We start from the raw sequence: 22,988 nt of genomic DNA, 5'->3' as shown, positions 1-22,988 counted from the left end.
TCATCATACCACTACTTAACGGTTTGAGAAAATTTACGATCAATAATTGAAACGATTCCACAATATAGAGTTAATACTCTATATGTTATGTCAATCTAGGACGGTCTGACGTGCGAGTGAAAGCGGTAAAATCTTAATTTTCGTTTAATTAAACAGCTCACAAATTGCGGAGAAATAAAGACTACTGCGTCACAATTTTATATTCAAAATATGAAAAATTACTTTGTATATCACAGTTAATATTCTTTCTTAATTTGCCTTTTCTCGTCACTGACCGTCATTTAAAATCCAAGAGGATTTTTTTGAGCCTTTCATGATATAGTAACGCCGTTTTGATCGCGTTATTACATTTAAAAAGTCATTTTAGTCGGTAGCATCACGTTTTGTTATTGACTAATAAATGCCTGAGTGTAGAGTTTGCGGTCGAAAGTGAGCGGTGCTTGAGTTCAGGGGAAGTAACTTGGCAAGACTGCAATAAACAAAGGATTGTTGTTTTACTAAGTTATTGTTTTAAAAGACTAGTTAATAAGTCTAACAAACAGATACTTAAGCACTATTGTAGTGTCTATTCATAATTTTGTTATAAAGAGAATTATCATGCCGATATCGCTCGGAAACGCTTTTATCAAGAACTTTCTTGGTAAAGCGCCTGATTGGTACAAAGTTGCCATTATAGCCTTCTTAATAATTAACCCGATTGTATTCTTCCTAATAAACCCATTTGTTGCTGGGTGGTTGCTGGTTGCTGAATTTATTTTCACGCTTGCAATGGCATTAAAATGCTACCCATTACAACCTGGTGGTTTACTTGCTATTGAAGCCATCGCTATCGGCATGACTAGCCCTGCGCAAGTTAAGCACGAGTTGGTGGCAAATATTGAAGTATTACTGCTTCTGGTATTTATGGTTGCGGGCATCTACTTCATGAAGCATTTATTGCTGTTCATTTTTACCAAAATTTTACTTGGTATTCGCTCCAAAACCCTTCTATCACTTGCGTTTTGCTTTGCCGCTGCATTTTTATCGGCGTTTTTGGATGCTTTGACGGTTATCGCCGTTGTTATCAGTGTGGCGATCGGTTTCTACTCTATCTACCACAAAGTGGCGTCAGGTAACCCGATTGGTGACCATGACCACACACAAGATGACACGATCACTGAGCTAACGCGTGATGACTTAGAAAATTACCGCGCCTTTTTACGCTCATTGTTGATGCACGCTGGTGTAGGTACTGCGTTAGGTGGCGTAACCACTATGGTGGGTGAACCTCAGAACTTAATTATTGCAGACCAAGCGGGTTGGTTATTTGGTGAATTCCTAATCCGTATGTCTCCAGTGACGCTACCCGTATTTTTCTGCGGTCTCATCACTTGTGCTCTAGTCGAAAAGCTTAAAGTGTTTGGCTACGGTGCAAAACTTCCTAACAACGTTCGTCAAATCCTCGTTGACTTTGACAATGAAGAGCGCAAAACGCGTACCAATCAAGACGTTGCAAAGCTATGGGTTCAAGGGCTTATTGCTGTTTGGTTGATCGTGGCATTAGCCTTGCATTTGGCAGCGGTAGGCTTAATTGGTCTTTCAGTGATCATCTTAGCGACGGCTTTCACTGGCGTCATTGAAGAGCATTCCATGGGTAAAGCGTTTGAAGAGGCTCTGCCTTTCACTGCACTACTTGCGGTATTTTTCTCGATCGTTGCGGTAATCATCGACCAAGAGTTGTTTAAACCAGTTATCGACGCGGTGCTTGCCGTTGAAGATAAAGGCACTCAGTTAGCTTTGTTCTATGTCGCGAATGGCTTACTATCAATGGTGTCGGATAACGTATTCGTCGGTACGGTTTACATCAATGAAGTAAAAACAGCACTCATTGAGGGTCTCATTACTCGCGAGCAGTTCGACTTACTGGCAGTTGCTATCAACACTGGTACTAACCTACCATCTGTTGCTACGCCAAACGGTCAAGCAGCATTCCTATTCCTACTCACCTCGGCTCTCGCTCCATTAATTCGTCTGTCTTACGGTCGAATGGTTATCATGGCGCTGCCTTACACCATCGTTCTTGCGATTGTCGGGCTAATGGGCATTATGTTCTTCCTAGAGCCTGCAACGGCTTCTTTCTACGATGCAGGCTGGATTTTACCTCATAGTGGTGATCTGACTCCCGTAGTCTCTGGCGGTCACTAAAATTTGAGTTGATTAGGAAACTTATCCACGTTAAAAAGCTCTGAGTATTCAGAGCTTTTTCTATTTCAGACAGGAACAAAAACGTGACTATTTTAAATTCACTTAACCAGTTTTCGAAGGGACGCTTATCGTGGCTGCTGCTTCTGCTATTCGTCGTTTTCTTTGAAGCATGTGCCCTCTATTTTCAGCACGTCATGATGCTTGCACCATGTGTCATGTGTATCTACGAACGAGTCGCGATGATGGGAGTGGGTGTCGCTGCAATCGTTGGTCTTATGGCACCAAATAACCCAGTTTTCCGTTGGCTAGGTTTGATTGGCTGGGGATTAAGCTCTTACAAAGGACTGTTGCTTGCTCAGCAGCACGTTGATTATCAGTTTAACCCATCACCATTCGCGACTTGTGATTTATTCGTAACATTCCCTAGTTGGGCTCCGCTTAATCAGTGGGTTCCTTGGATGTTCGAAGCATACGGCGATTGCTCGAAGATTGTTTGGCAATTCCTCGATTTATCAATGCCACAATGGTTAGTAGTTATTTTCGCTGGCAATTTAATTGCTTTAGCATTAATTGTGATCGCACAATTCTTCCCAGCAAGACGCACTAATCCGATTCGTTAATCCTTCAGAGAAATGATAACGAAAAAAGCCGACCAGATGGTCGGCTTTTTACTGAGTAAACATCGCGGCTATTTAACTTAACCACGTTAACTCAACCACGTGATTGACCACAACACTGCTTGAACTTTTTGCCGCTCTCACAAGGACAAGGATCATTGCGCCCGATACCTTTGAATGGGTTTAGGCTTTGAGCCTTATTGCCTACCATCAACTCATCCGCACCTAACGCCACTTCACCGACCATCAAATCAAGCTGGTCGATCAAGTCTGCAAGAGCTGGAGGCGTTTCAATACCGGCGTCGCGCATCTGTTGCTGCGTTGCCGACTCATCGATAGCCAGCATCAAAGTGGTCAGTAATGCTTGTAGCATACGCTGCAATCCATCATTGAGCTCAACGTCTTGCCATTGTTCTTCAATCATTGGCCAAACAGACATAAAGCCTTCGGCAAAATCAGCAAGTTGTTCAGGTTCTTTGCCTGTTAGCTCTAGCACGGAATATTCGTTTCGTTGAATTCGGTTGTGCTGCTTGTGAATTTGCTCTTCTACTGCCGGTTGAATCGCTTTGAATCCTTCACCTAATAGCGGCTCTAACCACTTTTCAGGAGCGAGTGGTTTTGTCGTCAGATTAGCAGCGAGCACTGCGCCTTCGATAAATAGGCAAGATTCATCGATGTGAATTTCGCCTTTCTCAATCAATGTGTATTGCATGACATCTGGTTTCCCATAAATTTGGCGGCATTATACCTCAGAGCATAAAAGCACGTAACCGGGAGTTGCGAGTTTGACTGTATTGAGTGCTTTGAGTCTTTTAATGACAAACTTAGCTTACATCGCTACAATCGCCCTCCTTTTTATCACCAAACTGTATTAGGCAAACTATGCGAGTTGTACTAGGCCCAATGGAAGGCGTTTTAGATCATTTGATGCGCCAAATCCTGACCGAGATAAACGACTATGACCTATGTGTTACGGAATTTGTTCGAGTCATCGACCAGTTATTGCCCGATCATGTATTTCACCGTTTATGCCCGGAGCTGTTGCAAGGTTCTCAAACCGCATCAGGTGTGCCAGTACATGTGCAATTATTAGGACAAGAACCAAACTGGATGGCTGAGAACGCAATTAAAGCGGCAAGCCTTGGCGCTAGAGGCATCGATATAAATTTTGGTTGCCCAGCCAAAATGGTCAATAAAAGTAAGGGCGGTGCTGCTCTACTTCAGCACCCTGAGCTAATTCACCGTGTGGTTAAGGCATGTCGAGAAGCCGTTCCAGAGGCTATTCCTGTGACCGCAAAAATTCGTCTTGGCTGGGAAAACCCTGAAGATTGCTTTGAAATTGTTGATGCCATTCAATCTGCTGGTGCAAATGAACTCACCGTTCACGCTCGGACTAAGCAGGGTGGTTACAAAGCGTCTGAGATAAAATGGGATTACATCAACCAAATTCGCGAACGTTTTGATATTCCGCTTATTGCGAATGGCGAAATTTGGAATTATGAAGATGGTCAACGTTGCATTGAAACGACTGGCGTTGACTCTTTGATGGTGTGCCGCGGCGCTTTCAATATCCCTAACTTGGGCAACATGGTAAAACACAACCACCAGCCAATGTCATGGCCCGAGGTGGTTGAGCTACTGATCTACTACTCCAAGTTTGAGATGAAAGGCGACAAAGGCTTGTACTATCCAAACCGCGTAAAACAATGGTTCTCTTACTTACGTCAGGCCTATCCTGAAGCAAAAGATCTATTCAGAGAAATTCGAACGTTTAACAAAGCCGCGCCGATTGTTGAGCATATTCAACGTTATCGTGATGAGTTAAATTCTCAGGTTGCATAAAACCTGAGCATTGCAAAGGGCGAACTGCTCGCCCTTTAAGCGCTTAGATCTTCGTAGCAAATCTTATTTTTGCCTGTACTCTTGGCTTGATATAACTTTTCATCTGCCGCTTTAAATAACTCATCAAAGCTTTCCACTCGGTTCTCTTTACTGAACACCACACCGCCAGAGATCGTAAAACCTTCTTTAGTCACGCGTGTCGAGCGTTCGTCTATGGCTTTTTTTACCCGCTCTAGAATCAGCTTAATGCCTTCCGAGTCTTCGTCGTAAATCGCCAACACGAACTCTTCGCCACCAAATCTTGAGGCGACATCGGTGTGGCGAATATTTTCACGTATACATTTTGCAACTAGCTGAATCGCAGAGTCGCCTACATCATGACCATAGGTATCATTGATCTTCTTGAAGTTATCAATATCGAACACTGCTAATGCAACCTGTTTTTTCGTCATCTTATTGCGCCACACGGTTTGCATTCCTCGACGGTTCAACAAGCTCGTCATCGGATCTCTGGCGGCGAGATCTTTAAAATAACGTCTCTCACTATGCATATTCACATAGAACAATACGACTGTGCTCAAAACGTAAATAGAGATCGCAACAATAAGGCTGTATTTTTCGAAAACCGCTAGGTTCTTAGCTTCATCCCAAAGGTTGTACTCGTAGTACATGCTGTGATTCGCACTCAATCGATCTAACTCGACTGGTTTGATACGTGTACTGTTTGAAGGAATGGATTGTAAATTGGAAACCAAATGAAACTTACCAGCAAGACCTAGCGACGAAGCCATCAACGCATTGACATCAAAATCAATGGACAGCACACCTTGATGCCTCCCTTTTTCGTAAACAGGCACCGTCATACTAATGATTTGACCTTCCATCGAATCCAACATCGGCCCAGGTCCGGCCAAGGTGATGTTCACTTTATCTTGTGCGGTTTTTTGCCAAAATGGGCGCGCTTTTAGCGTTGACCAAAGCTCTCTAGTGAAGTTTTTCGCGTACGTGTCAGGAGACGAAATGACGTAACCACGTTTATCGATGTAATGAATACCAACGATATGGGATTCAATATCGTGCAGAAAAGACAATGACGGCGCAAAACCCGCCTTTTGTTCAGCTAATTGGTTAATCGTTGAACCTTGCTGACATAAGCTTTCATCGCCCACAATCATGTAATCAAGATCAACCGCAGGTAACCCCTCACTGTAGACACTCTCTAGCAATAAGACGTCTATCGGCCAAATATAACAAAGCCCCTTTTTGACTAAAGAATTGTGCTCTTCAAACAATGGGTTAGCGTAATTCGTATAGTTAGTAAAACTATAATCTAAGGCGGTGAGGACTTTAATACCACGGGACATGGCACGATCAATACGTGCATACTCAGAATCAATATAGCGATTGACCGCATCGTAGTAGTTTTTTGTCGTAACAAGCAAAACCACTACAAATAATGCGAGGGGGAAAAAGATGACAAATGAGAGACTAAATCGCCTTTGGTTAACCATTGAGTACCATGTATGTGAAAGGTAGATCGTCTCTTATCAAACAATGGGATTACGCTGTCTTATCAACTGGCAATGCGTAGTGCGCATCGCCAGATAATCAGATAACCAACAAATGTGTACGCATTGTAGGAGACTGTTTATATATTAAAGAAGTTTAATCAATATAGAATGTAGTGTCACTTCAGTTGCCACAATTTGAAGCTCTGTGCAGGTATATTGACAGAAAGATGACCCTTATAATCAATAAGTTCGCGTCCATCCAGAAGTGACGAAAGATGGGTAGCCTCCAAACCAAGTTGCCACAGAGGCATGTCAATTGAACACTCATCGCCACTTAGATTCATCACAACAACGATCGCTTCACTTCCAAGTACGCGCGCATAAGCCAGCTCGTTGGTATCGCAATGCAGCCATTGAATACTACCAGACTGTAAAGACTTGTACTGTTTACGTATCGAAATCCATTGCTTGTAAATCGACAGCCATGCTGAGTTTTCGATTTCATTCCAAGGGAAACAGCGACGATTATCCGGGTCCAGCCCTCCCTCTAGTCCGACTTCACTCCCATAGTAAATACAAGGTGTACCGACGTATGTCATGAGCAGAGCAAGTGCGATGTTCATTTTACGCTTATCACCATCAACCAGTGTGATAAAACGAGCAGTATCATGACTATCGAGTTGATTTAGCTGCGATAGCTGATTCGAAAATGGAATTTTTGCTCTGGCTTCGTCCAACCATGCTTTAAACTCCAAACCATCAATGTTGATTGGTTCATACATAATATCTTGCTGCGCGATAAAAGCTCGAACTGGATGAGCAAAACCGTAGTAGTTCATCGCCCCATCCTCTTGATCACCTTGCAACCACTGCGTTGCTTCAAAAAAGTGCTCACCTAGCACATAGGCATTCGGATTGACTGACTTCGTCGCATGGCGAAACGCTTCAACATAATGAGCATTGTTTTTCGCTCCCTCTCCTTCGCCAAGCATATGGATAACATCAAATCGCCAGCCATCAACCAAGCACGGTGGCTTCAGCCAATACTTAATGACAGACTCTTCACTTTGGTAGATGTAGTCGCGCACCTGTTCATTTTCAAAGTTCAGAACCGGTAAGTTTCCAATACCCTTCCAACCGATATAATGATTGGTTTCGTCTTCGAAAAAGTAGTAATCGCGGAACTTTGACTGCGGATTGCCATACGCCCCTTCTCCTTTTTGTTGGATATCAAACCAAGGATGATGCACTGACGTGTGGTTAAACACCGCGTCTAAGACAATCTTCATATTCTTACCACGGATTTTCTCACACAGTTCAGCAAACTGATCATTGGTGCCGAACATAGGGTCAACAGTGAAGTAATCAGTGGTGTCGTATTTATGATTACTTGGTGAAGAAAAGATCGGATTAAAATAAAGCGCAGTAACGCCGAGCTGTTCAAGATAGTCCAACTTTTGTTCCACACCTTTGAGGTCGCCGCCAAAGAATTCACGTGCCCCGGTATTTTGGTGAGAGCCTACCGCTTCTCCCCACGATTTAATGATCGCTTCTGAATCATGCTGAACATAAGCTTTACGAATGTCAGATTCACTTTTACTAGCAGAAAAACGGTCAGGAAAGATTTGATAGAACACTTGCTCTTGGACCCAGCTTGGTGGTTGATGGTTTACATTCAACTTAAAGTGGAACTCTTTGGGTGGAATACGCTTTTGTACGCCTCGTGCATCGAGCCAGTATTGTTGTCCGTCTTTGAGAAGCTTAAACACATAATGTGTGACATCTCGATCTCGATTTGGTCGGAACGATGCTTCCCATAGTAACAATTCCCCAGCTGTTCCAATTTGAGCCATGTCGACCAGATATTCTTCATTGTCCGGCTCAAGACGCACATATACGGAATCAAAATCCAATGTCTCGGTTTTCAGTCTGACTGTGACTTGCTCTTGATTAAAAGCTAAACCATCAATAGTTTGACTATGAAAAATAAATGGCAGGTTCATTATGGGCACTCCTCGTCATCGGATATGCCACTATGTTATTGAAGAATGAGAAACAAGAAATCCTCCTTGCGAGTTGACATATCAGCCAATTTTCCCAAGGAGGATCACACTTAGTAGGCGTAGTAACTAGTAGGATACTGCTTAGTTCAACAAGAGACTGTCATCTGCAAGCTCTTCACCACGCACTTTGGAGAACATATCCAACAAGTCTGGTACTTGCATGTTAGCGCGCTGCTCTCCAGCCACATCTAGCACAATTTCACCTTGGTGAAGCATTACGGTCCTATCGCCACATGCTAATGCGTCTTTCATCGAATGCGTCACCATCATCACGGTTAAATCGAACTCATCGACAATACGCTTAGTTAAGTCGATAACAAACGCCGCCATACGGGGATCAAGCGCAGCCGTGTGTTCATCAAGCAGTAACAACTTACTCTCCGATAACGTCGCCATCACAAGGCTAACGGCTTGTCGTTGCCCACCAGACAGCAACCCAATGCTATCGCCCAAGCGGTCTTCTAAACCAAGCCCTAGGATGCTAATTCGCTCTTGGAACAGCTTGCGACGTTTAGTAGAGAGCGCCAACCCCCAGCTGCGTTTTTTACCACGCATGTACGCTAAAGCCATGTTCTCTTCTATCGTTAGCTCTCCACAGGTTCCGGCCAATGGATCTTGAAACACTCGTGCGCATTGCGTCGCACGCTGGGCAACCGTCTGCTTGGTGACGTCTTTGCCATCAATGATCACCTGACCACCTATCATCGGCGTCTCGCCTGTTACCGCGCCAAGCAACGTCGATTTTCCTGCGCCATTAGATCCAATCACGGTAAGAAATTGATGCTCTGGAACCTCTAAAGAGACGCCTTTCAATGCACGATTTTCTAAAATCGTCCCTGGGTTGAACGTGACCTGAATATTATTAAGTTCAATCATAACGCCTCCCCAGAACCATTTTTTGATGCCGCTTGTTTAGCATCAGTAACGCGTTGTTTCGCTCTCATGCTCTGTTTTAGCTTTGGAGCAATAAGCGCCACAGCCACCAATACTGCGGTAACAAGGTTGAGGTCTGAAGCTTGTAAACCAAACATGCCAGAGCTCAAAGCGAAAGCCACTGCAAGACGATAAAGTACCGAACCGATGATGACAGCAAATACCGCAACCCAAATTTTTCGCCCGGGAATAAGGGTCTGGCCCAAAATCACAGCAGCCAAACCAACCACAATGGTGCCCACACCAGAGGTCACATCCGCAAAGCTGTTCGTTTGTGCAAACAACGCGCCTGCGAATCCGACAAAACCGTTAGATAAAGCCAACCCAAAGTAGGTATAAAAACCAGTGCTCGCCCCTTGAGCAGAAACCATACGCGCATTAACGCCCGTGGCCCGTAAACCAAGACCAAAGTCGCTGTTCAGCAGGCGAATGACAAAGAAAGCGGACAAAAGAACTAAGACCCCAACAACCAGAGGGCGAATGAACATCGGATCGCCCAAGGCTTCAAACGGAGTGAGAATCGTATCCTCTCCAAGCAACGCCATATTAGGTTTGCCCATAATACGAATATTGATTGAAAATGCCGCGATCATGGTAAGAATGGAAGCTAACAGGTGCAAAATACCACACCGAACAGCCAGAAAAGCGGTTACCCACCCCGTCATACTACCAGCTATCATCGCCATTATTGTCGCAAGCCAAGGATTAATACCTGCGACAATCGCCGTTGCAGCCACCGCAGCTCCCATTGGAAAGCTGCCATCCACACTCAAATCGGGAAAATCGAGAACACGGAACGTAAGATACACACCCAGAGCGACTAGGCCATAAATTAAGCCAATTTCGAGTGCGCCAAAAAAAGCAAATGCAGACATAACTGCTCCTTTCTGCATGCTCAGGCTGGCTAATACCAACCTGAACTTAAGACTTCTAACGTATACTCCCCTTCTTCTCTAGCAGAATGCTCTACACGAGAAGTCCGGCGAGTATCAATTTTGGGGCAAGCCTCTACCAACCAACGTGACAGGCTTAACCCCAAAAAGCGTTACTTATTGCATGCTTGTCGCACGTTCAACCACAGAACTTGGCAGCTTGATACCGAGCTTAGATGCTGCGCTTTCATTAATTACAAGGTCAGAGCCCGTCGCGACTTTTACATCCAGCTTGCCTGGTTCTTGACCATCAAGAATCGCCGCCACGTAATCCGCGGTTTGTACACCAACCTGGTAGTAGTCAAAACCTAAGCCTGCAATTGCACCCTTTTCGACATACGACGTCGCGCCACCAAATACAGGTTTCTTCGCTTGATTCGCTGCCACAATCATCCCTTCAATCGCACTTGCAACTGTATTGTCTGTTGGGGCGTAAAGAATGTCTGATTTCGCTGCAATCGCTTGAGTCGCAGACTGAACATCAGCACTTTTTAGTGCGGTCGCTTCAACCACTTGTATGCCTTTTGCTTCTGCGCTTTCTTTTAGCAGTTCAACCAAAGTCACGGCATTAGCTTCACCGGGATTAAATACAACCCCGATGCTTTTCACCTGAGGGAGAATTTCTTGGATGAGATCGACATGCTGAGCAACGGGTGAAAGATCAGACAGGCCAGTTACGTTTTTGCCTGGTTGTTCCATCGACTTAACCAATTTCGCACCGACCGGGTCTGTTACCGCAGTAAAGACAACAGGAATAGAGCGCGTTGCCGACACCAAGGCTTGTGCCGAAGGCGTCGCGATACCCACTAACACATCAGGATTTTCGCCGACGTACTGACGGGCAATTTGCACCGCAATCGCTGGATTACCCTGTGCGGTCTTATAATCAAATTCTAGATTTTTGCCTTCTTCGTAGCCTTTCGCTTTCAAACCATCAAGCAATCCTTGGCGCGTCGCGTCTAACGCCGGGTGTTCGACAATTTGTGAAACTGCAACGGTTGCAGTGGCGGCCAGTACATTGGCAGAAGAGAAAATAGCAGTAGCAGATAGAACGGCAGTGGCTAATAAACGTTTCGTTTTCATCATAACTCCTTGATGTGACTTCGTCCTTGTTTCGCGAGCATTCAACATGAATATCGACTCGTGAATTCAAATGTTTGAAGGGGGTAATGTTGTGTTCGTATAACTGTGCACTTCTTGCGCATCTTGTTTTTATTATTACTACTAAGTCTTAGTAAAGAAAAGAAAGATTTAACACTAAAGCAACATTTGTGATCGGGGGACTTCTTCATCCGGAAAGAATCTTTGGTAAACAAAGCTTCGCTCGCTTCATCAACGACCGTCAAAGTAGGTAATAGAGGCAGGATCAAAAATGGAGCGGCTAGTGCACACTCCATTTCAAACAATTTAAATTAGAACCAACGCTCTAGTGACGACTTATCGAGCTGGCGAAACGCTCGGTTCAGTATTATCGCAAGCTCTTTATAACGAGGGCGAGCTTTAACAGGCTCTAGTGCAAAACCTGTTTCCACAATTTTTTGATGCAGTTCCCGATACCAAGACGCCAGAGAAGGCGGCAATTTCGTGTTGGATCGAGCACCAAGCCACCAAATCCCTTGGAGTGGCAAGCTAATCGCAAACAAGGCGACAACAATAGACTGAGGTAACGCGTGGTAATTGTTGAATGCCATTTGAGTGAGTACGCTGATCGCAGCAACGGCTGGCATGACTTTAATGCCAAAGCGAGTCGCCTTAATGATACGCTGTTCCGGAAATATGGCGCTTAGCTCTTTACGAACCGGCCAGATCTCCATGTAATTCTGGCCATCTTTCAGGCTATGGATCAATCCGACTTTATTACTCATACCGCTCTCTCACTAAAAAATAGTTGAACATTTCAACTGAAGGTACAAAAAATTGATGAAAGTTAATATTCTTTCAAATTTTTTTTGTTATCATTGCTTATTATCGCTATCCTTTGCAGACCCTCAATCTCATTGTTGCTGTTATTTACAATTTAAGCAACTCCGAGATATCTATCTGCACGGAGCGCATCATAGTGATGGATGGGTTCATCACTATTTCTTTATATGGAATTAGAACAATTTTTGACCAGGATTAGTACGCAGCCTTCTGGGTATCGGCTATTCTTGTGATTAATTTTTCATTCTTTAACTGATTTTTTATCAGACGAATAACAGGTAGTCATACATGTCTAAGCTAGTTTTAGTTTTAAACTGCGGTAGTTCTTCTCTTAAATTTGCCGTTGTTGATGCCGAGAACGGCGACGAGCACTTATCAGGTCTTGCTGAGTGTCTTCACCTTCCTGAAGCTCGCATCAAGTGGAAACTTGATGGCAAGCACGAAGCTCAACTAGGCAATGGTGCAGCTCACGAAGAAGCACTAGCGTTTATGGTAGAAACTATTCTTGCTTCTAAGCCAGAGCTTAAAGCTAACCTAGGCGCAATCGGTCACCGTATCGTTCACGGCGGCGAGCAGTTCACTCAATCTGCACTAATCACTGATGAAGTTCTAAAAGGTATTCAAGACGCTGCAACATTTGCACCTCTTCATAACCCTGCCCACATCATCGGTATCGAAGCGGCTAAGAAAAACTTCCCAGAGCTGAAAAACGTTGCTGTATTTGACACTGCGTTCCACCAAACTATGCCTGAAGAGTCTTACCTATACGCTCTTCCATACAACCTATACAAAGAACACGGTATCCGTCGTTACGGTATGCACGGTACTTCTCACTTGTTCATCACTCGTGAAGTTGCTGGCCTACTAAACAAACCAGTTGAAGAAGTAAACATCATCAACTGTCACCTAGGTAACGGCGCGTCTGTATGTGCAATCAAGAACGGTCAATCTGTAGACACTTCTATGGGTCTTACTCCACTTGAAGGTCTAGTAATGGGTACTCGCTGTGGCGACATCGACCCTGCGATCATCTTCCACCTACACGACGCTCTAGGTTACTCTGTTGATCAAATCAACACGATGCTAACTAAAGAGTCTGGTCTTCAAGGTCTAACTGAAGTGACTTCTGATTGTCGTTTCGTTGAAGACAACTACGGTGAGAAAGAAGAAGCAACACGCGCAATGGACGTGTTCTGCCACCGTCTAGCTAAGTACGTAGCTGGCTACACTGCTTCAATGGACGGCCGTCTAGACGCAATCACTTTCACTGGCGGTATCGGCGAGAACTCTGGCCCTATCCGTGAAATGGTTCTAAACCGTCTTGGCATCTTCGGTATCGAAGTAGATAGCGAAGCTAACCTTAAAGCTCGCTTCGGCGGCGAAGGCGTTATCACGACTGAAAACAGCCGTATCCCTGCAATGGTTATCTCTACTAACGAAGAGCTAGTCATCGCTGAAGACACTGCACGCCTGACAGGTCTTTAATTGAATTACTGGCTAGCCACTCGGCTAGCCAGATTTTCATTCAAACGAATTTCTTAGGGGCTCAACTCCTATTCTTCGAGCTTCATGGAATAAGAGTTGAGCTTTTATCCCCCAAATAGCTAAAGGTACTCTACGAATGTCTCGTACTATTATGCTTATCCCTACTAGCGCAGGCGTTGGCCTAACAAGCGTTAGCATGGGTGTTCTTCGCGCTATGGAGCGTAAAGGCGTTAAAGTTTCTTTCTACAAGCCAATCTGTCAGCCACGTTCAGGTGGTGATCAGCCAGATCTGACTTCAACTATCGTTGGCCACAACAGCGATATGAAGATCGGTGAACCAATGGCGATGTCTGTTGCTGAAAGCCTAATCGGTAACGACAACATGGACGAGCTGCTAGAAACCGTTGTTGAACGTTACAACCAAATCAACAAAGACGCAGACGTTACGCTAATCGAAGGTCTTGTACCTACTCGTAAGCACCCATTTGCAAACCAAGTAAACGCGGAAATCGCGGCAACACTTGGTGCAGAAATCGTGCTAGTTGCGACTCCAGGTACTGATAACCCAGCGCAACTGAAAGAGCGTATCGAAGTAGCATGTTCTAACTTCGGCGGCACTAAGAACAAAAACATCTCTGGCGTTATCATCAACAAGCTAAACGCTCCTGTTGACGAAGCTGGCCGTACTCGCCCTGACCTATCTGAAATCTTTGACGATGCAGATAGCGCGAAACAAAACGAATTGAAAGTGATGGAAATCTTCAACACTTCTCCAATTCGTGTACTAGGTTGCGTGCCATGGAGCATTGATCTGATTGCGACTCGTGCAATCGACATGGCTAAGCACCTGAAAGCAGATATCATCAACGAAGGTGACATCAACACTCGTCGCATCAAGAGCATCACTTTCTGTGCACGTTCTCTGCCAAACATGATTGAGCATTTCAAACCTGGCTCTCTACTTGTTACTTCTGCAGACCGTCCTGATGTTATCGTTGCTGCTTCTCTTGCTGCAATGAACGGTGTGGATATTGGTGCTGTACTGCTAACTGGCGGTTACGACATCCCTCGCGAAATCGAAGGTCTATGTAAACCAGCGTTCGACACTGGTCTACCTATCTTCAAAGCACAAGGTAACACTTGGCAGACATCTCTAAACCTACAGAGCTTCAGCATCGAAGTACCTGCAGACGATAAAGAGCGTATCGAGTTCATCAACGAGCACGTTGCTGGTCACATCGACGGTAACTGGATCGAGTCAATGACTGAAGGCACTCAGAAGTCTCGTCGTCTAAGCCCACCAGCGTTCCGTTACCAGCTAACTGAACTTGCTCGTAAAGCAGGCAAGCGTATCGTTCTTCCAGAAGGTGACGAACCTCGTACTGTTAAAGCGGCAGCAATCTGTGCTGAACGCGGTATTGCAGACTGTGTGCTTCTAGGTAACCCAGATGAAATCCGTCGCGTAGCAGCTCAACAAGGCGTTGAGCTAGGTACTGGCGTAACCATCATCGATGCCGATGCTGTTCGTGAAAACTACGTTGCTCGTCTAGTTGAGCTGCGCGGTGCGAAAGGCATGACTGAAGTTGTGGCTCGTGAGAAGCTACAAGATTCAGTATTCCTAGGCACAATGATGCTTGAGAACGACGAAGTTGACGGCCTAGTTTCTGGTGCTGTTCATACTACGGCGAACACTATCGTTCCTCCGTTCCAAATCATCAAGACTGCACCAAATGCGTCTATCGTATCTTCAGTATTCTTCATGCTTCTGCCTGATCAAGTACTGGTTTACGGTGACTGTGCGATCAACCCAGATCCAACCGCTGAACAGCTTGCTGAAATCGCTATCCAATCTGCTGACTCTGCAGCAGCATTCGGTATCGACCCTCGCGTTGCTATGATCTCTTACTCTACTGGTGAATCTGGTAAGGGTGCAGACGTTGATAAAGTACGTGAAGCAACTCGCATCGCGAAAGAGAAGCGTCCTGATCTAGTGATCGACGGTCCTCTACAGTACGACGCAGCTATCATGGAAAACGTGGCAGCGTCTAAAGCGCCTAACTCTCCAGTAGCAGGTAAAGCGACAGTATTCGTATTCCCAGACCTAAACACGGGTAACACGACTTACAAAGCGGTACAACGTTCAGCTGACCTAGTTTCTATCGGTCCAATGCTGCAAGGTATGCGCAAGCCTGTAAACGACTTGTCTCGTGGCGCGCTAGTAGACGATATCGTGTACACAATCGCTCTAACAGCAATCCAAGCAGACCAAGAAGCTAAATAATCGCTTCTGACATCTAGTTGGACAACTATCCAAAGCCCTCGATTCGTCGAGGGCTTTTTCTATTGTTGGCCACACAGCAAAGAGGCTATTAGCAATAGCACTAATACGCTCTTACGAATACAGCGCCATAAATACCCCAGCCCCAACCACAACACAACCTGTCATCACGGGTGCGATTCGGCGCCAAAGCTTCTTATCCCCTATCGCGATGACCATCCCCATTTTCACAATGGTATTAACCGAAGCGGCAATCAAAATGCCTAACGCAGCAGTGGTCACGCTCAATGTTTGCGTACTTTGACGTCCGAGGGTTAACGAGATCGCATCAACGTCAGTAATCCCTGATAAAGCAGAAAGGATCAACACCCCCGCGTTGCCGAACCAGTCAGACAAAGCATGAGCAAGCAGCATAATCACCGCCAACACGAGGCCAAAGAACAGTGCCGACTGCAAAGCAAGAGGGTTCGTTTGCTTATTTGATTGCTCAATCTGCTCAACTTCACTTCTGCGCCAAATCCACCATGCCGGAATGTACAGCGCAACCATCATCGCCATCACAATTGGCCAAAGCAGTTTCACTAATTGTGGATTGATAACAGACAGTACGATAAGTAAACGAGGGAACATGGTTCCGCAGCTCAAAAGAATACCACTAGCGAGTAACGGGCTGATGCTCGCTTGCTCACGAGAAAGATGGGAAAACTGCAATGTTAATGCTGTCGAAGAGCTAAGCCCCGCAAATACAGACGTAAACAAAATACCTCGCTTCGCCCCGCCGATCTTTATCGCAAAATAACCGACAAAAGAGATACTAGCGATCAGCACAACCATCCACCAAATCTCATACGGGTTAAGTGCATTCCAAGGGCCGTAAGATTGATTTGGTAACAGGGGTAACATGACTATCGAGATAAGTAATAAACGCAGTGCTGCGTCTAACTCATACTCTTGCAGTTTTTGTAGTGCTTGATGTAGCTCTCTTTTGTTATCGAGCACCACAGCGGTTATGACGGCCGCTGCTGCAGCTAAAACAGCCTCACCCGACACGGCAAGGTTACCCAGAACAAACACCACCATGATACTAACCACGCCAGTGATGCTCACATCTCCGCTCTTTTTCTGCTGTATAACAAAAGCGATGCAAGTGAGGATGACTAAAGCGATAAGCGCAAAACCAATGAGTAAAGGTGTATAGATGTTGGCGAGAATGCCAACTAAACCACCGAGTAAACCGACTAAAGAAAAAGTACGAATGCCCGCGACACGACTGCCTTCTACGCTATTGCGCATCACCCAGCCACGTTGGGTGCCAACAATTGCCCCTAGTAATAGAGCAATAAGCAGATTCCAAATTAGATGCTCGCCACTGACAAACTCATTGATATCCATGCATCACCCCGTTAAAAAGCGGTTGTTATATCATTAGTTTATTTGAATATGGGTAAGAAGCTGTGACGATGAGAGGATAATCAGAAAATGGCCCCGGCACCTGGCTTACCATTGCGTCTTATAATTTCATTATTCTTTTACCTACCACCAAAACGTAATAGAACGAAGCGATCCTCCCTGTTCAATTTATCAGCATTATTTACATTTCAACTGAACTTTCTTACTAGAACTACGTAACGAAGATGGACTGCAATTACGCAAACTCACACATAAGTAAGGAATACATATGAACAACTCCATCAACAACTCACTGCTAAAGCTTGGTTTAGCTGCAATTCTGTTCAGTTTTTCTTCATTCAGCTTTTCAGCCCCAAGCATTAAAGGCGTTGATCAAGATATGTCCGGAGGAACGGTAACCGCAAAAATGGCTCATGCTGACGACAACGGATGGATGGTAGTCCACCGAACAGACGAATCAATGAAGCCTGGCCCTGTTATCGGCTATGCCCCACTAAAGATGGGACAGAATGAGAACGTGAATGCAATTTTGATGGAACCGGTTGAGTCTGGCGACATGCTGATGCTAATGGTCCACGGAGAAAAAGGGGGAATGAAGACTGGCGTATTTGAATATACACTCGGAGCCAAAGAAGATGGCCCTGTAAAAGTCGACGGAAAATTAGTGATGGACGTCGTACGCGCTAAGTAGACGAGCGCACACTTAAGAGTCACTCTCCTGCTCCTAGTATTTAGTTGGCATCAAAGTACTTAACGATATTGCTAACCGTTAAGTACTTTTTCATTTCTGATGGAGGTAGCAAACTAGCTAATTATTTCTCTTCCATGAGGAGAGTTTAAGTCTAAATCAGGCCCTTTGGGTACGACTTGCGTCGGGTTAATCCCAGTGTGGCTGAAATAGTAGTGACGTTTAATATGGTAGAAATCCGTGGTTTCTTCGACGCCTTCGACTTGATACAGCTCTTTTAAGTATCCTTGAATATTTTCGTAGTCTGCGATGCGCTGCTTATTACATTTGAAGTGGCCCACATACACGGCATCGAAACGGATCAGAGTCGTAAACAAACGCCAATCAGCCTCAGTAATAGTATTCCCCGCTAAATAACGATGCGTCGCTAGGTGCGAATCGATTTTATCTAGCGCAGCGAATAAAGAATCGAATGCTTCTTCATATGCCTCTTGCGTGGTCGCAAAACCACAGCGATACACTCCATTGTTGACGTTTGGATAAACAAAATCGTTCCACTCGTCAATAACATGCTTTAGCTGTTCTGGATAATAGTCATCGTGGTTTCCTGTTAACTCATTGAACTCCGTGTTAAACATACGAATAATTTCTGACGACTCATTCGACACGATCGTATTGGTCTTTTTATCCCAAAGCACAGGCACAGTTACACGGCCTGTGTAATCTGGTTTGGCCTGCGTGTAGATTTGGTGCATACGAGTGTGACCAAATAGTGGCTCAGGAAGCCCCATTTGCCAGCCTTGGCTTAACATATCCGGGCAAACAACCGTGACATCAATATGGGGTTCTAAGCCTTTCAGCTTGCGGAAGATGAGCGTTCGGTGTGCCCAAGGACAAGCAAGAGAGACATACAAATGGTATCGACCAGACTCTGGTTTAAACTCCGCATCAGGTTCGTTTTTAACCCAGTTACGGAATCCGGCATCTTCACGCACAAATTTGCCACCATTTGATTTTGTGTCATACCAGACGTCATGCCAAACACCTTCGACCAACTTACCCATGATTGCGCTCCTCTCATTCTGTTTATGTCTATATTAGCGTTTCCTATCAAACAGAAAATCACTGAACTTAGGACATCATGTTCAAGAAATTCGAATGTATAAATCAGATGCATAAAAAAAGCGCGACCCGATGAAGGTGTCGCGCTTAAGCCCGTCACAGGCTGAATTTATACACTAACGTGCAAACAAGATACCGCGTGAACGTCGTTGCCTTGAATCGTTGGCTTCGTCTTCGCACACTCTTCGGTTGCTTGTGGGCAACGAGTGCGGAACACACAACCCGATGGTGGACTGATCGGCGAAGGAAGGTCGCCTTCCAGCATTTGGATTTTCTTACTGCGCTCAATGTTCGGGTCCGGAATCGGAACCGCTGACATCAATGCGCGTGTATATGGGTGCTTAGGATCAGCAAACAGCGCCTCCGCCTCACCGAGCTCGACAGCATTACCCAAGTACATGACCAAAACACGATCTGAGATGTGTTTAACCACTGACAAATCATGCGCAATGAATACCAGAGAGAGGCCTAGTTCTTTTTGAATCTCTTTAAGCAGGTTAACAACCTGAGCTTGAATAGATACATCAAGCGCCGATACGGGTTCATCACAGATGATCATCTTAGGCTTAAGGATAAGCGCACGCGCAATACCGATACGCTGGCATTGACCACCCGAGAATTCATGCGGATAACGGTTGATCACATTTGGTAGTAGACCCACTTTCGCCATCATTTCTTTAACGCGGTCTTTCACTTCCTGCTTAGACAGTTCTGGGTAGAACGTTTCAAGAGGCTCAGCAATAATGTCGCCAACCGTCATACGTGGGTTAAGAGATGCCAAAGGATCTTGGAAAATCATTTGGATTTCTTTACGCGTTTCACGACGTTGGACGTCTTTCATCTTAGTTAGATCTTGACCCAACCAAACTACTTCGCCATCCGTCGCTTCAACAAGACCGATGATGGCGCGCGCAAACGTCGATTTACCACAACCTGACTCGCCTACTACACCAAGTGTTTCCCCTTCGTATAGTCGAACGTTCACCCCATCAACCGCTTTTAGGCTTGAAGGCTTTGACCACGGCCATGCCGATTTTGACGCAATGCTGAAGTGAACTTTCAGCTCTGAAATGTCCAGAATTAGCTTTTTATCTACTGCGTTCATTTGTTCCAAGCCTCCCATTCAGAAAAACATGCGCGCTGACGGCCATCACCAAATGGAGTCAGAATTGGCGCTTCACGCTTACAACGATCCATCACTCGGTGACAACGCTCTTGATAAGGGCAGCCCGGTGGTAGACGAAGCAAGTTTGGTGGATTACCAGGAATGGTTGGCAGAATTTCACCTTCCGTATCAAGGCGAGGAATCGCCTTCAGCAGACCCTCTGCATAAGGGTGGCTTGGATTATAGAAGATTTCGTTTACGTTGCCGTACTCCATCGTACGACCAGCATACATCACCAGCACTTTGTCACACGAACCTGCAACAACACCAAGGTCGTGCGTGATCATGATGATCGCCGTGTTGAACTCGTCTTTAAGCTCATTAAGCAGGTCCATGATCTGTGCTTGAACCGTCACATCAAGTGCTGTTGTTGGCTCATCGGCAATAAGCAGTTTAGGGCGACATAACAACGCCATCGCGATCATTACACGCTGACGCATACCGCCTGAAAACTCATGCGGGTACATCGTGATACGCTTACGCGCTTCAGGGATTTTCACCGCTTCCAACATGCGTACTGATTCTTCAAACGCTTCTGCTTTGCCCATGCCTTTGTGCAACATTAGCACTTCCATCAACTGGTCACTGACTTTCATGTAAGGGTTCAGTGACGTCATTGGGTCTTGGAAGATCATTGCGATCTGTTCAGCGCGAACTTTGTTCAGTTCTTTTTCTGGTAAGTTTAAGATTTCTTTGCCTTCAAACTTTGCGCTACCAGAAATAATACCGTTCTTAGCCAAAAGGCCCATGATTGCGAATACGGTTTGAGATTTACCTGACCCCGACTCTCCAACGATGCCTAAGGTTTCGCCTTGGTTGAGAGAGAAGTTCAAATCGTTTACTGCGGTTACGATACCATCTTGCGTGGTGAATTCGACGCGCAGATCTTTGACATCTAATAAGCTCATCATTGCTTCCTTAATCTTATCTTTTAATTATCTGTCTTTTGGATCCAGCGCATCGCGCAGGCCGTCACCAACGTAGTTGAAGCAGAATAGCGTCACAACCATGAACACGGCTGGGAATGCCAGCTGCCAGATTGCCACTTCCATTGTCTGTGCACCTTCTTGTAGAAGCGCGCCCCAACTTGTCATCGGTTCCTGAACACCAAGACCAAGGAATGATAGGAATGACTCCGTCAGGATCATGCTCGGGATAAGTAGCGTAGAGTAAACCGCTACGATACCCAGTACGTTCGGCACGATATGACGAGTGATAATTTTCCAGTTGCTAACACCACACACGTGTGCAGCTTCGATGAACTCCTTGCTACGTAAGCTGAGTGTCTGACCACGTACAATACGCGCCATATCTAGCCATGCGATAGCACCAATCGCGACAAAGATCAGCATGATGTTACGACCGAAGAATGTCACAAGTACGATAACTAGGAACATAAACGGTACCGCGTACAAAATCTCTAGAATACGCATCATCACACGGTCAACTTTACCGCCGATAAAACCAGATGCTGCGCCATAGAGCGTACCAATCAGTACGGCTACAAATGCACCCATGACTCCCACCATCAAAGAAATACGGCCACCGATTAACGTACGCACGTATAAGTCACGGCCTAAGCTGTCGGTACCAAACCAATGGTCAGCATTCGGTGCAACGTGCATCGCGTACCAGTCAGTATCATCAAAGGTGTGCGGTGCGATCATTGGCAGAATAATCACCGCCAACGTCATTAGAACAAGAAGGAATAAGCTCACCATTGCCGCTTTGTTGCGCATAAAACGGATACGAGCATCTTGCCAAAGACTGCGACCTTCAATCTCCAAGTTTTCGGAGAACTTCTCAATCGCTTCTAGGTTTTCTTTTTTCGTTAACATAACCAAACGTCCCTGTTAGTAGCGAATTTTCGGGTCAATCATTGCAAGTAGAATATCGACAATCGCGTTGAATAAAATGAATAGGAAACCAATCAGGATGGTTACACCCATTACTAGCGAGTAGTCACGGTTAAACGCAGCGTTAACGAATAGCTTACCAATACCTGGTAGACCAAAAATGGTTTCGATAACAACAGAACCAGTGATGATACCTACGAAAGCAGGACCCATGTAAGAAACAACAGGGAGAAGTGCCGGCTTAAGAGCGTGCTTGATGATAATGTAACGGTAGCTTAGACCTTTAGCACGAGCCGTACGAATAAAGTTACTGTTCAGTGTCTCGATCATCGAACCACGCGTAATACGAGCGAAGGTTGCAACATACAGTAGTGACATACCAATGACAGGAAGCACTAAATACTGCCAGCTACCATCTTGCCAACCGCCCGCAGGGAAGATATTCCAGTGAAGCGAGAACAGATAGATAAGAGCAGGTGCCAATACAAAAGAAGGCATTACCACGCCGAGCATCGCTGTCGACATGATGGTGTAATCAATCCAAGTATTCTGCTTGAGCGCAGCAATTGTGCCGACGGTAACCCCCATAATCAGGGTAAAGATAAAGGCGATAAAGCCTACTTTAGCCGAAACAGGTAAGGCAACTGCGATCAGCTCGTTAACCGAGTAATCAAGGTATTTAAATGACGGCCCGAAATCCCCTTGGATAACATTGGTCAAATACGTGGTGTATTGTTCAAATACAGGTTTATCTAAGCCATATTTAGCTTCGATATTTGCCATTACTTCGGGTGGCAATGGACGCTCTGTCGAGAAAGGGTTTCCCGGTGCAAAGCGCATAAGAAAGAAAGATACGGTGATCAAAACCAACATTGTTGGGATCGCCTCAAATATCCTTTTTGCGATGAATTTAAGCATAAACTCACTCTTTCAGTCTGTGACAGTTAAATTAAAGAAGTCGTCCAATTCTTTTGGACTA

At 45.3% G+C, this 22,988-nt stretch carries 19 protein-coding genes; 6 read left to right on the top strand and 13 right to left on the bottom strand.

What is annotated here, in order from left to right; genetic code table 11:
• The first annotated feature begins 597 nt into the window (after positions 1-597).
• Both nhaB and dsbB read left to right on the top strand, forming a co-directional pair.
• Complete coding sequence (gene nhaB / locus MTR11_RS20680) at positions 598-2,184, top strand: Na(+)/H(+) antiporter NhaB (RefSeq protein ID WP_005396952.1); 1,587 nt, start codon at positions 598-600, stop codon at positions 2,182-2,184.
• Positions 2,185-2,267: 83 nt separating this feature from the next.
• Positions 2,268-2,804: a disulfide bond formation protein DsbB gene (gene dsbB / locus MTR11_RS20675; protein ID WP_005396949.1), complete on the top strand. Its 537-nt coding sequence runs from the start codon at positions 2,268-2,270 to the stop codon at positions 2,802-2,804.
• 91 nt (positions 2,805-2,895) lie between these two features.
• Here the strand turns inward: dsbB and MTR11_RS20670 are convergent, their stop codons facing one another.
• Positions 2,896-3,513 carry a YecA family protein gene (locus MTR11_RS20670; protein ID WP_048625767.1) on the bottom strand — a complete coding sequence of 206 codons (618 nt, stop codon included), beginning with the start codon at positions 3,511-3,513 and terminating at the stop codon, positions 2,896-2,898.
• Between the two features lie 170 nt (positions 3,514-3,683).
• Between MTR11_RS20670 and dusC the strand changes: the two genes are divergently transcribed.
• Positions 3,684-4,643 (top strand): tRNA dihydrouridine(16) synthase DusC, encoded by a 960-nt coding sequence (gene dusC, locus MTR11_RS20665; RefSeq protein WP_006742820.1) that lies wholly within the window; start codon positions 3,684-3,686, stop codon positions 4,641-4,643.
• 35 nt (positions 4,644-4,678) lie between these two features.
• Here the strand turns inward: dusC and MTR11_RS20660 are convergent, their stop codons facing one another.
• From MTR11_RS20660 to yfbV, 6 genes are all read right to left on the bottom strand, one after another.
• Positions 4,679-6,154 (bottom strand): sensor domain-containing diguanylate cyclase, encoded by a 1,476-nt coding sequence (locus tag MTR11_RS20660; RefSeq protein ID WP_124008353.1) that lies wholly within the window; start codon positions 6,152-6,154, stop codon positions 4,679-4,681.
• 176 nt (positions 6,155-6,330) lie between these two features.
• Positions 6,331-8,157 (bottom strand): maltodextrin glucosidase, encoded by a 1,827-nt coding sequence (gene malZ / locus MTR11_RS20655; protein WP_243328304.1) that lies wholly within the window; start codon positions 8,155-8,157, stop codon positions 6,331-6,333.
• A 141-nt stretch (positions 8,158-8,298) separates the two neighbouring features.
• Positions 8,299-9,093 (bottom strand): ABC transporter ATP-binding protein, encoded by a 795-nt coding sequence (locus MTR11_RS20650; RefSeq protein WP_114323289.1) that lies wholly within the window; start codon positions 9,091-9,093, stop codon positions 8,299-8,301.
• A complete protein-coding gene (locus MTR11_RS20645; protein WP_054574798.1) occupies positions 9,090-10,025 on the bottom strand; it encodes an ABC transporter permease in 936 nt (311 codons plus the stop codon). Before MTR11_RS20645 ends, MTR11_RS20650 begins: the two co-directional genes overlap by 4 nt.
• 174 nt (positions 10,026-10,199) lie before the next feature.
• On the bottom strand, positions 10,200-11,165 hold the full coding sequence (locus tag MTR11_RS20640) for an ABC transporter substrate-binding protein (RefSeq protein WP_047010059.1): 966 nt from the start codon (positions 11,163-11,165) through the stop codon (positions 10,200-10,202).
• A 329-nt stretch (positions 11,166-11,494) separates the two neighbouring features.
• The gene (yfbV, locus tag MTR11_RS20635) at positions 11,495-11,947 is read right to left on the bottom strand and encodes a terminus macrodomain insulation protein YfbV (protein ID WP_005380809.1); all 453 of its coding nucleotides are present in this window, start codon (positions 11,945-11,947) and stop codon (positions 11,495-11,497) included.
• Between the two features lie 346 nt (positions 11,948-12,293).
• On the opposite strand from yfbV, the gene MTR11_RS20630 reads away from it, so the two are divergent.
• Positions 12,294-13,490 carry an acetate kinase gene (locus MTR11_RS20630; protein ID WP_005396635.1) on the top strand — a complete coding sequence of 399 codons (1,197 nt, stop codon included), beginning with the start codon at positions 12,294-12,296 and terminating at the stop codon, positions 13,488-13,490.
• Positions 13,491-13,626: 136 nt separating this feature from the next.
• A complete protein-coding gene (gene pta, locus MTR11_RS20625) occupies positions 13,627-15,771 on the top strand; it encodes a phosphate acetyltransferase (RefSeq protein ID WP_005396636.1) in 2,145 nt (714 codons plus the stop codon).
• A 111-nt stretch (positions 15,772-15,882) separates the two neighbouring features.
• Here pta and MTR11_RS20620 read toward each other — a convergent pair whose 3' ends face one another.
• Positions 15,883-17,160, bottom strand: coding sequence for an MgtC/SapB family protein (locus MTR11_RS20620; RefSeq protein ID WP_046874406.1), 1,278 nt, complete (start codon positions 17,158-17,160; stop codon positions 15,883-15,885).
• A 286-nt stretch (positions 17,161-17,446) separates the two neighbouring features.
• Between MTR11_RS20620 and MTR11_RS20615 the strand changes: the two genes are divergently transcribed.
• Positions 17,447-17,869, top strand: a complete 423-nt coding sequence (locus tag MTR11_RS20615; protein WP_012841581.1) for a hypothetical protein — start codon at positions 17,447-17,449, stop codon at positions 17,867-17,869.
• Positions 17,870-17,982: 113 nt separating this feature from the next.
• Here the strand turns inward: MTR11_RS20615 and MTR11_RS20610 are convergent, their stop codons facing one another.
• From MTR11_RS20610 to oppB, 5 genes are all read right to left on the bottom strand, one after another.
• Positions 17,983-18,930 carry a glutathione S-transferase family protein gene (locus MTR11_RS20610; protein ID WP_243328303.1) on the bottom strand — a complete coding sequence of 316 codons (948 nt, stop codon included), beginning with the start codon at positions 18,928-18,930 and terminating at the stop codon, positions 17,983-17,985.
• A gap of 167 nt (positions 18,931-19,097) precedes the next feature.
• Positions 19,098-20,111, bottom strand: coding sequence for a murein tripeptide/oligopeptide ABC transporter ATP binding protein OppF (gene oppF, locus MTR11_RS20605; RefSeq protein WP_006742812.1), 1,014 nt, complete (start codon positions 20,109-20,111; stop codon positions 19,098-19,100).
• A complete protein-coding gene (locus MTR11_RS20600; protein ID WP_005396641.1) occupies positions 20,090-21,061 on the bottom strand; it encodes an ABC transporter ATP-binding protein in 972 nt (323 codons plus the stop codon). The genes oppF and MTR11_RS20600 overlap by 22 nt, the downstream gene beginning before the upstream one ends.
• Positions 21,062-21,088: 27 nt before the next feature.
• Positions 21,089-21,991, bottom strand: coding sequence for an oligopeptide ABC transporter permease OppC (gene oppC / locus MTR11_RS20595; RefSeq protein WP_005396642.1), 903 nt, complete (start codon positions 21,989-21,991; stop codon positions 21,089-21,091).
• Between the two features lie 15 nt (positions 21,992-22,006).
• Positions 22,007-22,927 (bottom strand): oligopeptide ABC transporter permease OppB, encoded by a 921-nt coding sequence (gene oppB / locus MTR11_RS20590; protein WP_006742810.1) that lies wholly within the window; start codon positions 22,925-22,927, stop codon positions 22,007-22,009.
• Positions 22,928-22,988: the final 61 nt, after the last annotated feature.

Source organism: Vibrio sp. CCB-PB317 (genome assembly GCF_022808245.1).
GTDB lineage: Bacteria > Pseudomonadota > Gammaproteobacteria > Enterobacterales > Vibrionaceae > Vibrio > Vibrio diabolicus.
Note: the sequence above shows the minus strand (reverse complement) of the source record. Positions and strands in the feature narration are given on the sequence as shown.

Bases quoted from the DNA above. Each gene is read 5' to 3' on its own strand.
- nhaB (WP_005396952.1), top strand. From the start codon at position 598: ATGCCGATATCGCTCGGAAACGCTTTTATCAAGAACTTTCTTGGTAAA.
- MTR11_RS20670 (WP_048625767.1), bottom strand. From the start codon at position 3,513: ATGCAATACACATTGATTGAGAAAGGCGAAATTCACATCGATGAATCT.
- dusC (WP_006742820.1), top strand. From the start codon at position 3,684: ATGCGAGTTGTACTAGGCCCAATGGAAGGCGTTTTAGATCATTTGATG.
- MTR11_RS20660 (WP_124008353.1), bottom strand. From the start codon at position 6,154: ATGGTTAACCAAAGGCGATTTAGTCTCTCATTTGTCATCTTTTTCCCC.
- malZ (WP_243328304.1), bottom strand. From the start codon at position 8,157: ATGAACCTGCCATTTATTTTTCATAGTCAAACTATTGATGGTTTAGCT.
- MTR11_RS20650 (WP_114323289.1), bottom strand. From the start codon at position 9,093: ATGATTGAACTTAATAATATTCAGGTCACGTTCAACCCAGGGACGATT.
- MTR11_RS20645 (WP_054574798.1), bottom strand. From the start codon at position 10,025: ATGTCTGCATTTGCTTTTTTTGGCGCACTCGAAATTGGCTTAATTTAT.
- MTR11_RS20640 (WP_047010059.1), bottom strand. From the start codon at position 11,165: ATGAAAACGAAACGTTTATTAGCCACTGCCGTTCTATCTGCTACTGCT.
- yfbV (WP_005380809.1), bottom strand. From the start codon at position 11,947: ATGAGTAATAAAGTCGGATTGATCCATAGCCTGAAAGATGGCCAGAAT.
- MTR11_RS20630 (WP_005396635.1), top strand. From the start codon at position 12,294: ATGTCTAAGCTAGTTTTAGTTTTAAACTGCGGTAGTTCTTCTCTTAAA.
- pta (WP_005396636.1), top strand. From the start codon at position 13,627: ATGTCTCGTACTATTATGCTTATCCCTACTAGCGCAGGCGTTGGCCTA.
- MTR11_RS20620 (WP_046874406.1), bottom strand. From the start codon at position 17,160: ATGGATATCAATGAGTTTGTCAGTGGCGAGCATCTAATTTGGAATCTG.
- MTR11_RS20615 (WP_012841581.1), top strand. From the start codon at position 17,447: ATGAACAACTCCATCAACAACTCACTGCTAAAGCTTGGTTTAGCTGCA.
- MTR11_RS20610 (WP_243328303.1), bottom strand. From the start codon at position 18,930: ATGGGTAAGTTGGTCGAAGGTGTTTGGCATGACGTCTGGTATGACACA.
- oppF (WP_006742812.1), bottom strand. From the start codon at position 20,111: ATGGGAGGCTTGGAACAAATGAACGCAGTAGATAAAAAGCTAATTCTG.
- MTR11_RS20600 (WP_005396641.1), bottom strand. From the start codon at position 21,061: ATGAGCTTATTAGATGTCAAAGATCTGCGCGTCGAATTCACCACGCAA.
- oppC (WP_005396642.1), bottom strand. From the start codon at position 21,991: ATGTTAACGAAAAAAGAAAACCTAGAAGCGATTGAGAAGTTCTCCGAA.
- oppB (WP_006742810.1), bottom strand. From the start codon at position 22,927: ATGCTTAAATTCATCGCAAAAAGGATATTTGAGGCGATCCCAACAATG.